Annotated in this window: 11 protein-coding genes; 5 read left to right on the plus strand and 6 right to left on the minus strand. The window is 67.2% G+C overall.

Annotation, left to right across the window (positions count from 1 at the left end; genetic code table 11):
- Positions 1 to 216: 216 nt before the first annotated feature.
- Genes nei2 through VKI00_RS22120 form a run of 3 tightly spaced genes read right to left on the minus strand, consistent with a single transcriptional unit; the run spans position 217 to position 6,235 of the window.
- Positions 217 to 972: an endonuclease VIII Nei2 gene (gene nei2, locus VKI00_RS22110; RefSeq protein ID WP_324441246.1), complete on the minus strand. Its 756-nt coding sequence runs from the start codon at positions 970 to 972 to the stop codon at positions 217 to 219.
- A 3-nt stretch (positions 973 to 975) separates the two neighbouring features.
- Positions 976 to 5,544: an ATP-dependent helicase gene (locus VKI00_RS22115; protein WP_324441249.1), complete on the minus strand. Its 4,569-nt coding sequence runs from the start codon at positions 5,542 to 5,544 to the stop codon at positions 976 to 978.
- 34 nt (positions 5,545 to 5,578) lie between these two features.
- Positions 5,579 to 6,235 carry a TetR/AcrR family transcriptional regulator gene (locus VKI00_RS22120; protein ID WP_324441251.1) on the minus strand — a complete coding sequence of 219 codons (657 nt, stop codon included), beginning with the start codon at positions 6,233 to 6,235 and terminating at the stop codon, positions 5,579 to 5,581.
- Positions 6,236 to 6,539: 304 nt separating this feature from the next.
- On the opposite strand from VKI00_RS22120, the gene VKI00_RS22125 reads away from it, so the two are divergent.
- Positions 6,540 to 6,962, plus strand: coding sequence for a phosphate-starvation-inducible PsiE family protein (locus tag VKI00_RS22125; RefSeq protein WP_324441253.1), 423 nt, complete (start codon positions 6,540 to 6,542; stop codon positions 6,960 to 6,962).
- Between the two features lie 13 nt (positions 6,963 to 6,975).
- Here VKI00_RS22125 and VKI00_RS22130 read toward each other — a convergent pair whose 3' ends face one another.
- Positions 6,976 to 8,502 (minus strand): aldehyde dehydrogenase family protein, encoded by a 1,527-nt coding sequence (locus tag VKI00_RS22130; RefSeq protein WP_414687259.1) that lies wholly within the window; start codon positions 8,500 to 8,502, stop codon positions 6,976 to 6,978.
- Positions 8,499 to 9,764, minus strand: a complete 1,266-nt coding sequence (locus tag VKI00_RS22135) for a VOC family protein (protein WP_324441255.1) — start codon at positions 9,762 to 9,764, stop codon at positions 8,499 to 8,501. The genes VKI00_RS22130 and VKI00_RS22135 overlap by 4 nt, the downstream gene beginning before the upstream one ends.
- Here VKI00_RS22135 and VKI00_RS22140 point away from each other — a divergent pair.
- The 4 genes from VKI00_RS22140 (at position 9,763) to usfY (ending at position 12,461) form a co-directional block, all read left to right on the plus strand.
- Positions 9,763 to 10,215 (plus strand): Lrp/AsnC family transcriptional regulator, encoded by a 453-nt coding sequence (locus tag VKI00_RS22140; RefSeq protein WP_324441258.1) that lies wholly within the window; start codon positions 9,763 to 9,765, stop codon positions 10,213 to 10,215. The two genes, VKI00_RS22135 and VKI00_RS22140, sit on opposite strands and share 2 nt — an antisense overlap.
- 53 nt (positions 10,216 to 10,268) lie before the next feature.
- Complete coding sequence (gene lat, locus VKI00_RS22145) at positions 10,269 to 11,597, plus strand: L-lysine 6-transaminase (RefSeq protein WP_324441260.1); 1,329 nt, start codon at positions 10,269 to 10,271, stop codon at positions 11,595 to 11,597.
- Between the two features lie 77 nt (positions 11,598 to 11,674).
- Positions 11,675 to 12,061: a hypothetical protein gene (locus tag VKI00_RS22150; protein WP_324441262.1), complete on the plus strand. Its 387-nt coding sequence runs from the start codon at positions 11,675 to 11,677 to the stop codon at positions 12,059 to 12,061.
- A gap of 88 nt (positions 12,062 to 12,149) precedes the next feature.
- Complete coding sequence (gene usfY / locus VKI00_RS22155) at positions 12,150 to 12,461, plus strand: protein UsfY (protein ID WP_324441264.1); 312 nt, start codon at positions 12,150 to 12,152, stop codon at positions 12,459 to 12,461.
- A 21-nt stretch (positions 12,462 to 12,482) separates the two neighbouring features.
- Here usfY and VKI00_RS22160 read toward each other — a convergent pair whose 3' ends face one another.
- The gene (locus VKI00_RS22160) at positions 12,483 to 12,740 is read right to left on the minus strand and encodes a DUF7218 family protein (protein WP_324441267.1); all 258 of its coding nucleotides are present in this window, start codon (positions 12,738 to 12,740) and stop codon (positions 12,483 to 12,485) included.
- Positions 12,741 to 12,895 lie beyond the last annotated feature (155 nt).

Consider the following 12,895-nt stretch of genomic DNA (forward strand, 5'->3'; position numbering starts at 1 on the left):
TAAGCAGTGCGACCGACAAGACGATGCCGGCCAATAGCGAGCGCGCACAGCGGCGCGAGCACATTTGTGTGGTCGTCATTCCTTAACCTCTCCGCTGAGCAAACGCGCGAGTGTTGGGGACGGCAGTACAAGCCGCAGACATTGCGATCATCGCATGCCACGGCCGGGCACGTGGAGCCCCTCCCATCGTTTACCGAACGGACATGTTCTCGGCGTTCAGCGTTGGCAGGCGGGGCACCAATACGCCACCCGCTCACCGCTGCCGTCGTAGTTGATCGGGGTGCCGCAGCGACGGCAGCTCTGCCCGGCCCGCCCGTAGACCCACAGCTGCCGGCCCGCCCGGGTGTCGCCGGTGGTGCAGCGGTTCCACCGGTCGCGGTTGGCCCACAGCATGGCGTGGGCCCGGGACACCAGCCGGTGCGGGTCGCTGACCGCGCTCACCGGCGCGGTAGGTAGCCGCCCGCTGATGAAACACAGCTCGTTGCAATAGACATTGCCGATCCCGGCCAGCACCCGCTGGTCCAGCAGCGCTTCGGCGATCGGTCGATCCGGGCGGGCGGTCAGATTGGCCGCGGCGACCTGTGGGTTCCAGTCGTCGCCCAGCAGATCGGGTCCTAGGTGTGCGACCGCGTCGCCGTCGTGGGCGCGGTCGAGGATTTCCAGCATGCCCAGATCGATGCCGACTGCGCGGATTTCGTTGGCTTCCAGGATGATCCGGATCCGGTGGTCGCTACGCACGGCCCGGGAGGTCACCCGCCAGCTGCCGTCCATCTTCAGATGTGAGTGAATGCTGGCCGGTCCGACGCGGATGAATAGATGCTTGCCGCGGCTGAGCACCTCATCGACCTGCTGACCGGTCAGGTCGGCAGCCGCAAAGCGCGGCACTCGCACATCGCATCGCGTCAGTGTTCGACCGACCAGTGCCCGCCGCAGCGTGTCTGCGGTGTGCCAGACGGTGTCACCCTCGGGCATGCGCTACCGCAGCCGCAACCCGCGTGGGGTGCGGGCGAACCCGGCGTCAGATAGCGCGCTGACGGCCGGCGCCGACGCGTCGGGTCCGAGTACCGCGATGCCGTTGATGCGCTCGACGAGGATCGAACTGACCCGCCCGGTCGTGACCAACTCGGCCAGCGCCGCGGCCGCTGCGCGATTGGCGTCGGGATCCTCGCAGAACGTCAACAGCGAACGCCCGCCGCGCTCGACAAACCAGACCAGGTCGCCGTCGACGAGCACAACCAACGCACCGGCTTTTCGGCCCGGCCGGGCACCCCCGTCTTCCTCCGGCACGCGGGACGGCCAGGGGAGCGCCGCGCCGTAAGGGTTGGCCGGGTCGGCGGCAGCCAGCACCACCGCCCGGTACTGGGGACGCTCGGAATCGATGCCGTCCAGGTAGCCGCGCAGCCGGTCGACCGTCGATGCCACCGCGAACTGGGCACCGCCCAGCGACTCGACGAAATAGCCGCGCTGGCATCGGCCGGCCTCCTCGAACGTGCTCAGCACCTTGTAGAGCATCGCGAATCCACCGGGCAGGCCTTCGGCGGCTACCGCACCCCTGGTCAGCACCCCATGGCGGTTCAGCAGCAACTCGGCTTGGTGATGTGCCCGCAGCGTTGAATCCGGTTCGGGTAGCGGCAGTGCAGACCAGCGGCCTCCCACTGTGGGGTCGGTGGCACGGGACTGGGCATGCGCGACGCTGTAGCGGCTCAGCCGGGGTGGGCGTGCTCCGCGGCCCAGCCGGTGCGCCGGGGTGGACCGTTTGCGGGTGCCCGGGCCGCCGCCGAGCATCGCGCGAACCGGCGCGAATGTGTCGCCGCTGACCGAGCCGGCCCAGATGAGTTCCCACAGTGCGGCTTTGAGCTCGTGCTCGCCGATGCCGGTCTGCCCGAGTTGACGGAAGAAGAAGGCCCCACCGCCGGCCAGGGTGTCCAGGATCGCCTGGTGAGCCGCGGTCAGCTCGATCGTGGCGGGGGCAGCCAGAGTCAACGGCGCCGAGTCGCCAGGGTGAAACGCGACCCAGCCGTCGCCGGACGAGATCGATCCGGTGCCCGACCAGACAACCTCGCCGGAGGCCAGTAGTTCGTCGAGCATCGCGGGGGAGTAGTCGCGCACCCGAGGGGGCAGCACGAGGGACTCGATCGCCGAGGCCGGTAGCGGTACGCCGGCCAGTTGATCGATGACAGCCGCCAGCTGCTCGAGCCCTCCGTTGCTGGAATGCTCAGCCGAGCCGACCTGATGCCAGCCCGGCAGGAAACGTGCATAGGCGCTGGTGCTGACCGGCTCGACCTGCGCCCGCAGCGCCGCCAGCGATCTGCGGCGAAGGATCCGCAACACGTCGGCATCGCACCACTGGTCACCGGTCGCCTCGGCAGAGAACTCGCCGCGGATCAGCCGCCCGTCGGCGGCGAGCCGACCCAGCACGTCGGCGGCCACCCGCAGGCCCAGGCCGAACCGGGCGGCGACGTCGGCAGTGGTGAACGGCGCGTGGGTGCGCGCGTACCGGCCCAGGAGCTCACCCAGCGGGTCGCTGACCGCCTCGGTGAAGCTGGCCGGCACGCCGACCGGCACGGCCACCCCGACGCCGTCGCGCAGCCGGCCGATGTCTTCGATCGCGACCCACCAGCTCTGTCCGGCAAAAGAAACCGCGAGCGCACGTTTGGCGGCCAACAGACCCTCCAGCCAGCCGCCGACATCGGCGCCGCCGGCGCGGGCGGCGACTTCTTCGGTCGTCAGCGGGCCGAGCATTCGCAGCAGATCAGCCACCGCCTCGGCGTCACGGGCCGTCCGGTCGGCCGAAAGATGCTGCAATTGCCGGCCGGTAGCGGTGACCACCTCCGGGTCGAGCAGCTCGCGCAGCTCGACCCGGCCCAGCAGTTCGGCCAGCAGCGTGGCGTCCAGCGACAGGGCCGCGGCGCGGCGCTCGGCCAGCGGGCTGTCGCCCTCGTACATGAACGCACCGACATAACCGAACAGCAGCGACGCCGCGAACGGCGACGGCGTGGCGGTTTCGACCTCGAGCACGCGCACTTTGCGCGCGGCGATGTCGCCCATCAGCGCGGCCAGTGTCGGCACGTCGTAGACGTCCTGCAGGCATTCGCGGACAGCCTCCAGCACGATCGGGAAGTCCGAATATTTGCGGGCCACGTCGAGCAGCTGCGCGGCGCGCTGACGTTGGTGCCACAGCGGCGACCGCTTGCCCGGATGCCGACGCGGCAGCAGCAGCGCGCGCGCCGCGCACTCCCGGAATCGCGAGGCGAACAGCGCGGAACCGCCCACCTCCGCGGTGACGATGGGGTCGATCTCGTCGGCGTCGAAGACGAATAGCTCAGCACCGAGTGGAGCACCGTCTCCGCCAGAAAGATCAGTGTCCGGCAACCGGACCACGATGCCGTCGTCAGAGGCGGTCGGTTTCTCATCGATGCCGTAGCGCTCGCGCAGGCGCCGGCTAACCGCCAGCGCGAGCGGGCCGTGCACCCGCAGGCCATAAGGGGAGTGCAGGATCACCCGCCAGTCGCCCAGCTCGTCGCGGAACCGCTCGACCAGCAGGGTGGTGTCGGTGGGCACCGCTGTGGTGGCGGTGCGCTGATCGTCCAGTAACCGCCACAGATTCTCGGTAGCGAATTCGTTGAAACCAAGCTCAGCACAACGCTTCTCGAATAGTTCGCGGGCCAGGGCGGCCAGTTCGCCGGTGAACTGGCCGACCGCCTGGCCCAACTCGGCGGGACGCCCGGCATCGTCGCCGCGCCAGAACGGCAACCGGGCCGGCTGACCCGGCGCCGGGATTACCAACACCCGGTCGTGGGTGATTTCGGTGATCCGCCAACTGGTGGCTCCCAACGAGATGACATCGCCCGGGCGCGATTCGTAGACCATCTCTTCGTCGAGTTCGCCGACACGAGAAGGCTTTTCCGAATCGGTAGCCAAGTAGACGGTGAACAGGCCGCGGTCCGGGATCGCGCCACCGGAAGTGACCGCCAGCCGCTGCGCGCCCGGCCGAGCCGTCACGGTGCCGGTGTCGCGGTCGTAAACCAGCCGCGGCCGCAGCTCGGCGAACTCGGTCGACGGGTATTTGCCCGACAGCAGATCCAGAGTGGCCTCAAAAGCGCTGTGCGGCAGCGTCGCAAACGGGGCGCTGCGTCGCACGGTGTCGAACCAGCGGTCGACGTCGAGCGGTTCCAGCGCCGCCGCGGCAACGGTGTGTTGGGCAAGGATGTCCAGCGGATTGGTCGGTACCCGCATCGTTTCGATCTGACCGGCGAGCATGCGCTGGACCGCCACCGCGCAACCGATCAGATCGGTGCGGTGCTTGGGGAAAAGGACCCCTTGAGAGATCTCGCCGACCTGGTGTCCGGCGCGTCCAATGCGTTGCAGGCCGCTGGCCACCGACGGCGGCGTCTCCACCTGGATCACCAGATCGACTGCACCCATGTCGATTCCCAACTCCAGGCTGGAGGTTGCCACCACCGCCTTCAGTCGCCCCGTCTTGAGCTCCTCCTCGACGATGGCGCGCTGCTCCTTGCTCACCGAGCCGTGGTGGGCGCGCGCCAACAGCGTGGGCGCGCCGTAGGTCTGGCCGCTACCCAACAGTTGAGCCGGTGCGCCACCGGCAACCTGTGTGTTGGTGGCCGACGGCAACTCGACGCCCGACCGTTCAGCGTGAATCTCGTTGAGCCGCGCGGTCAGTCGCTCGGCCAGCCGCCGGGAGTTGGCGAACACGATCGTCGAGTTATGCGCTTCGACGAGGTCGACCAGACGCGCCTCCACATCGGGCCAGATGGTGTTGTCCGCCAGGTTGGCCATATCCGGGACAGGCACCTGCACGGTCAGCTCGAAGGTTTTGGCCGCCGCCGGCGCCACGATGGTCGTGGGCGATGCACCCGACAAGAATCGGGCCACCTCCTCGGGCGGGCGCACGGTCGCGGACAGGCCGATGCGCTGCGCGGGTGCGGCCAGCATGTCGTCGAGCCGTTCCAGCGACAGCGCCAGGTGAGCTCCCCGCTTGGTGCCGGCGATAGCGTGGATCTCGTCGACGATCACGGTCTGCACGCCGGCCAGAGTCTGTCGGGCCGCGGACGTCAGCATCAAAAACAGCGACTCGGGCGTGGTGATTAACACGTCGGGCGGTGTGGTGATGAGCTGGCGGCGCTGCGCGGGCGGGGTGTCGCCCGACCGCACCCCGACGGTGATCTCCGGCGGCGGTAGACCCCGCCGTTCGGCAACCCGGGTCATTCCCGCCAGCGGGGTGCGCAGGTTGCGCTCGACGTCGACGGCCAAGGCCTTCAGCGGTGACACGTACAGCACCCGGGTGCCGGGCGTTCGCTCGTCGCGCGGCGCGCCAGTCAAGCTGGCAAGTTGGTCGATCGCCCACAGAAACGCCGCCAGCGTCTTACCGGATCCGGTGGGCGCGATGACCAGGGTGTTGTGGCCGTCGGCGATCGCCGCCCAGGCGTCGGACTGGGCGGGGGTGGGCTCGGCGAAGGTACCGGCGAACCAGTCGCGGGTGACGACGCTGAACCGTGCGAGTGGATCGGCGGGCGCGGTGGTCACCTAGCCATGGTGCCAGCGGGCACCGACAATGGGGCTACCGCTGGTCGGAGCTGACCCCCTTGGCCAGTTGGTCGGGAATCCCGTTGACCCGGGTGATTGCGTCCAACAGTGCGTGAGCGCAGGTTTCGCTCAGGTGGCCCGCGTCGGTTTCGGGGTGGATGATCCGCTGCCGGCAAACCTCGAAGGTCAGTGCCAGCCAGCCATGCACGACGATTCGCAGGTCGCGTTCCACGTCGGGCTCGAGAACGGTATCGGGGCCGTCGACTTCCCTGATGCGGTTCATGATGTGTTCCATCTGCCGATCCTTGGCCTCGTCATCGATGCCGAGTAAGACCGGATCGGAGCGGCCCAGGCCAACGTATGCGGCCCAGGCGGCGTGCGGGTGCTCCTGGTGATACTGCATGTAGGCCAGGACGCCGTCCCGGGTCTCCTCAAACAGCGACTGGCCAGGTGACGGCAGGGCGTTGGTGGTCTCGAACAGCCGGTCTGCCTGTCCTTTGACGACGGCGGCGAAGAACGCCCGCTTGTCCGGAAAGTAGTGATACATCAACGCCCGGGACACCCCGGCCCGCTCGGCGATCTCGTCGATTCGGACCTCGTCGTAGGGTCGTTGGCCGAAGACTTCCGCGCCTAGTGCCAGCAACTCGGCGCGGCGGTCGTCCGGAGATAACCGGCGCCGCGGCGTTCGCATAGACCAGATGCTACTTGTCGATCCTTCCCGCAGGCCGTCAACGCTCAGGAAGGCTCTGCAAACCTGTCATTGCCCGCGCCTGCGTCAATAACGGGCCCCGGGACCGCACCTATCGCGAAGCCAGCAGTGCAGTCCTACCAGCAGGTTCGTTAACTCAGCGAATTAGCGGACGATCCCTAGCGTTTTCTCAGGCCGCCCGTCGGGCAACCGAGAATAGAATCGCTGACCGATGGACGAGAGAAGCCCGACCGAACGCACGGGGTTGAGTCATCGAGTCGGCGTCCTGGTCCACGGTTTCGAAACCTTGATTTACGGGATCGCCTTCCTGCTACTGGTGGCGGCCGCGGTCATGATAGTGATCGGCGGTGGAGAAGCCGTCGTGCAAGTCGCGACCCATAAGGTCGACACCCTGCAGGGCAGTGTCTTGGTCCTCGACCGCGTCCTAATGGTCCTGATCATCGCCGAGATTGCCGCTACGCTCCGCGCCGTCCTGCTGTATCACGAAATCGCCGCCGAACCCTTCCTCTTCATCGGCTTGATTGCCTGCGTGCGACGGATCCTGATCGTGACAGCCGCAACCGAGCAGGTGCATTCGGACAAGGAGCTCAACCGCCTGCTGCTCGAGCTGGGTGCCTTGGGGCTGCTGGTAATAGGTATTGCCACGGCAATCTTCATGCTTCGCTTCAGTGGCCGGAGCGCCGCGCCGACGGACGGCGCGCACGGCTGACCACACGGCAGCCTCAGCCGAAGTGCACGCCTTGAGCCAGCGGCAAGTCGCTGGAGTAGTTGACGGTGTTGGTGGCGCGGCGCATATAGGCCTTCCAGGCGTCCGACCCGGACTCCCGGCCGCCGCCGGTCTGCTTCTCGCCACCGAACGCGCCGCCGATCTCGGCGCCCGAGGTGCCGATGTTGACGTTGGCGATGCCGCAGTCGGAGCCATCGATGAAGCGTTCCGCCTCCCGCATGTCCGTGGTGAAGATCGCCGACGACAGGCCTTGTGGCACGGCGTTATTCAACGCAATCGCCTCCTCGAGGTCGTCATAGGCCAACACGTACAGGATCGGCGCGAACGTCTCGGTGTGCACGATGTCGGTCTGCGACGGCATCCGCACCACCGCCGGCGCGACGTAGTACGCGCTCGGGTGGCCCACGTCGTGGCGTTCGCCGCCGACCACCTCGCCACCATCGGCACGGGCCTGTTCCAGCGCGCCCACCATGTCGCGGTAGGCGGTTTCGTGAATGAGCGGGCCGACCAGCGTGCCGTCGGTAGACGGATCGCCGATCGGCAGCTGTCGATAGGCGGCGGCGATGCGCCCTGCCACGTCGTCGGCCACCGATCGATGCACGATCAGCCGGCGCAGCGTGGTGCAGCGTTGGCCGGCGGTGCCGGCAGCGGCGAACACGATGGCGCGCACGGCCAGGTCCAGGTCGGCAGACGGCGTGACGACGGCGGCATTGTTGCCGCCCAGCTCCAGCAGCGACCGGCCGAACCGCCGCGCGACGCGGGGTCCGACTTGCTGGCCCATCCGCACCGAGCCGGTCGCGGACACCAACGCGACCCGCTGGTGGTCGACGAGCTGCTCGCCGACCTCGCGGCCTCCGATGATCAGGGCGCTCACCGCCGGTGGCGCGCCGACATCGCCGGCGGCACGGGTGATCAGCGCCTGGCAGGCCAGCGCCGTCAACGGCGTCAGCTCGGACGGTTTCCACACCACGGTGTCCCCACAGACCAGCGCCACCGCGGCGTTCCATGCCCACACCGCGACCGGGAAGTTGAACGCGGTGATCACGCCGACCACGCCGAGCGGATGCCACGTCTCCATCAGCCGATGCCTCGGCCGCTCGGAGGCGATCGTGCGGCCGTAGAGCTGACGCGACAGGCCGACGGCGAACTGGCAGACGTCGATCATCTCCTGCACTTCGCCCAGCGCCTCGGCGCTGATCTTGCCCGCCTCGATCGTCACCAGGGTGGCGAGGTCATGCTTGTGCAGGGCGAGCAGCTCGCCCAGCCGGCCCACCAGTGCGCCGCGGGCGGGAGCGGGTGTGGCTCGCCAACTCGAAAATGCTTGCGCGGCATCCGTAATCGTCCGCTCGACCTGTTGTGGCGTGGTCTCCTCGACAGTGAACAGCACGTCGCCGGTGACCGGCGTGCTTGCGGGCAGGCCGTGTTCGCCCGGCCCGCCGAGGGCCAGCTTGCAGCCGACTGAGTCCAGCGCGCGTCGGGCGCGGGTGCGCAACTCGTCCGCGGTGGGCAGGTGGGTGCTCACGAGGTTGCCTCCTTGCAAAGCGATTCGTAAAGCAGGTACGGGTCGTGAATGTGCCGGCCGATCGCGCCCGCCATCCAGTCCACGCTGTAGCCGGAGTCGTCGACGATTCCGGTGGCCGCTAAAGTCTCGGTATCGCGGTCCAGATTCGACCGGAAGATTCCGGCCGCCGAGGTGGGCAGAAAGTCTTCGTAGACAATGGGTTTGGACGAGTCGCCGCCGCGGTAGTAGGCCAGTCCCTGGGCGGCCATTTCGTCGTCGGTCGCCGGAAAGTACTCGCCCCAGACCGCTGCCGGGTGGTCGTTACCCGAAAGACGAGCCATCGCTGCGTCGTAGCGCTCGCGGCCCTTGGGTGTCAGTGCCACTCCGCGCGCCTCGACCTCGCCGAAGCGCACCCGCAGCGAGCCGTCGACGACCGTCCCGGCGTCGTTGCGGAACCGGCGTGGTTCGGCGAGTGCGCGAAACGACGTCTGACGCAACAACACCGCGGGTCCGTCCCAACAGGGCGGCCCCTGGATGGCGTCGATCATCGTGACGCCCCGGGCGGTCATCCGCCGGTACAGCTCGTCGATGTCGAGCACGCGCGGCGTCAGGTGATTGATGTGCGTGGACGTGACTCCGGCGATGTCGGCGGCCACCGCAGATACCCGGGATAGCTCGTCATACCAGGACTTCTCGATCGGTTGGCGGGACAGCGCGAAGGCCGCCACGGCCTGCGCGACAAAGTCATCGGCCTCGTCGGCGTCGCAGCCGCCCTCGGCCGCGATCACCCGCGCCCTCGCGATCAACGCCGGATCGAACAGTTCGCGGCGGCCCACGAACGTCTGCACGCGAGCGCGCAGGTCGGCGTCGAAGAAGCGCGGATCCTCGAGCGCCAGCATCGAGGTGAACACCCGAAACGGGTTGCGCGCCAACTCGTCCGCGTCGATCGGCCGGAATGCGGTGGAGACCACCGGAACCGGTGAGACGGCGTCGCGCAGGTCGTAGTAGCCGACCGGGACCATGCCGAACGCCGAAAACAGGTCGGCGACAGCGGCCAGCTCGCCCGGCGTGCCGACCCGGATGGCGCCGTGCCGCTCGGCGGTCACCCGGGACAGCGAGCCCAGCCGTTGCGCGCCCGGATGCCGCGTCGCGTAATCACGGTTGACCTGTGTGCTCACCTCGACCAGCGTGGTGTAGGCCGGCACCTCGCTGCCGTACATGGCGGACAGCCCGGCGGCGAAGCGCTCCCGCAACCGCCACGTCGGCAGATACTCTCCGGCCATGGCAGAGACGCTCGATGACATCGACCGGATACTGGTGCGCTCGCTGGTCGCCGACGGCCGCGCGACATTGGCGGAGCTGGCGGCGAGCGCCGGACTGTCCGTCTCGGCGGTCCAGTCGCGCGTGCGCAGGCTGGAGTCTCGCGGCGTGGTGACCGGGTACTCGGCACGGGTCGATCCCGAAGCCCTCGGCCATTTGTTGTCGGCGTTCGTGGCCATCACTCCTCTCGATCCCTCTCAACCCGATGATGCGCCGGCTCGCCTGGAACACATCGAGGCGATCGAGTCGTGTCACTCGGTGGCCGGTGAGGAAAGCTACATCCTGCTGGTGCGCGTCGAGTCTGCGCGAGCGCTGGAGGAGCTGTTGCAGCAGATCCGGACAGCCGCCAATGTCCGGACCCGCAGCACGATCATTTTACAGACATTTTACGACGATCGACAGTTTGTACCGTAATAGATACGGCCATCTGTCAAGATACCGTAAAAATTCCTGATACGCTCGATGTCATGACCGGCGTAGTGGCACTCTCCGATCTGCAGCTCGCACCTGACCAGGTCCACGAGGTGCTGGCGCGCAGCATTCTCGTCGACGGCCTGGATTTTGTGCTCGATCTGGGTCGCTCGGCCGGCTCGTATCTGGTCGACGCTCGCGACGGCCGTCGCTACCTCGATATGTTCACGTTCTTCGCCTCGTCGGCTCTGGGCATGAACCATCCGGCGCTGGCGTACGACGACGAGTTCCGCGCCGAGCTGACCGACGCCGCGATCAACAAACCGAGTAACTCCGACGTTTACTCGGTACCGATGGCGCGCTTCGTCGAAACCTTCGCCCGGGTGCTGGGCGATCCGGCGCTGCCGCATCTGTTCTTCGTCGACGGTGGTGCGCTGGCGGTGGAGAACGCGCTGAAGGTCGCGTTCGACTGGAAGAGCCGGCACAACGAAGCACGCCGCATCGATCCGGGGCTGGGCACCCGGGTGCTGCACTTACGCGGGGCGTTTCACGGGCGCAGCGGCTACACGCTGTCGCTGACCAACACCAAGTCGGCGACGGTGGCTCGCTTTCCCAAGTTCGACTGGCCGCGCATCGACGCGCCTTACCAACGTCGCGGCGTGGATATCGACGCTTCGGAAGCCGAGTCGCTGCGCCAGGCCCGGGCAGCTTTCGAGGCCTACCCGCACGACATCGCCTGCTTTATCGCCGAACCCATCCAAGGCGAGGGTGGCGACCGGCACTTCCGGTCCGAGTTCTTCGCCGAGATGCGCGCGCTGTGTGACGAATACAACGCGCTGATGATCTTCGATGAGGTGCAGACCGGCTGCGGTTTGACCGGAACCCCTTGGGCCTACCAGCAATTGGACGTTGTACCCGACGTGGTCGCGTTCGGTAAGAAGACGCAGGTGTGCGGGGTGATGGCCGGACGGCGAGTCGACGAAGTCGTCGACAACGTGTTCGCGGTGACTTCCCGAATCAACTCGACGTGGGGCGGCAACCTCACCGATATGGTCCGCGCCCGGCGCATCTTGGAGGTCATCGACACCGACGGCCTCTTCGAGAATGCCACCGTTATGGGCCGCTATCTGCGGACCCGCCTCGACGAACTCGCCGACGACTTCCCAACAGTCGTGCACGATGTCCGCGGCCGCGGCTTGATGTGTGCGTTCAGCCTGACGACTACGGCCGAGCGCGACGAGTTACTCGGCCGGTTGTGGCAACGCGGGGTGATTGTGCTGCCCAGCGGTCAAGTCAGCGTACGGTTCCGACCGGCCTTGACCGTTGCGCACGCCGAGATCGACGAGGCGATCGCGGCCCTCCGCGATGTGTTTACCCTTGGCTGATCTCGGGGTATACGGGTGTGGCGTGTGTGACGGCACGTGATGATGGCTAGGCTCTTCAGGCTCCGGCGAGGTTCGAAATGCAAACACAACGTCAGCGCTCAGAAGGCGACCACCTCGGGCGTGAAGACAACGAGGTGCACGCGGCCGTGCGGTTCACGGTCCTATCCGCGGTCGCCGGAGTGGCGTTCCTTGTCGTGGCCGCACTATGGGCCAGCACCTGCAAGGGCGCGATGGCCGTCGACACCGTCGCGTGTGGCGCGCCCCAGCTGACCATCCTGGCGTTCGGTGCACCGCTGATCCTGCTGGCCGCGGGGTGCCGGGCATTTTGGCGGACGTATCGCATCTGGCGCAGCTACGGCACCTGGTGGCCATGGCAGGGTGCCGGCTGGTTTTTGTTGATGCTGATGCTTGTGACGCTCACCATGGGTGTCCCCCCCATCGCCGGACATGTTCTGCCTGGTTAACCGGACTGCCGGCAATCACTTCCGCGCCGTCCTTGGTCGATCTACCGTGGTAGGTACGGCCTAAAAGGCTGGGAGAGGGGACGCAGTTATGGGTGACACCTATCGTGACCCCGTCGACCATGTGCGGACGACGCGGTCACACGCGGGCGAGTCGATGATCGATGTGTTGCGCTGGCCCGGCTATCTACTCGTCGTGGCCGGCGTGATCGCCGTCGTGGGTTGTCTGGCGGCCTTCGGGACCGGGCACCAAAGCCAGGGCATGACCACAGGTGTCGTCGCCGTCGGGACGATGACGTTCGGTCTGGTGTGGCTGGCGGTCGAGCACCGGCGAGTGCGCAGAATCGAAGACCGCTGGTACGACGCACATCCCGAGGTTCCGCGCCAACGGCCCGCAAGCTGACGAGCCGAGGGCCGACACCGCTTAGTGGTTACGGAGCTTCGTAATCAGCTTGTCCTTGGTCAAGTGCGAATAACCGGCAATGCCAAGCTGTTTGGCCCTCTTTTTGAGTTCTGGGACAGTCCAGTCTTGATACGAGCCGGACTTCCCACCTGACCTGCCCACGCGGGAACGGCCGCGCGCGGCAGCGGCGTTGGAGATCCGAGCGGCCTTTTCCTTGGTGTCTCCTTGCTTGCGCAACTCCTGATAGAGCTTCTCGTCTTTGATTGACGGATTGGGCATCGCAACCTCCTTCGCATGCTTTGGTGTTGCTGTTTTTCCCCGCCCGGCACCGTGCCAAACGCTGGAGGTTTTATTCGCCGAGGCTAGTGGGTATCTGCTCTACACCATGATGAGCTTGAAAGCGGCCGCCGCTGTCCCGGTATCCCGGTCATCCG

It is taken from the genome of Mycobacterium sp. (genome assembly GCF_035314665.1).
Taxonomy (GTDB): Bacteria; Actinomycetota; Actinomycetes; order Mycobacteriales; family Mycobacteriaceae; genus Mycobacterium.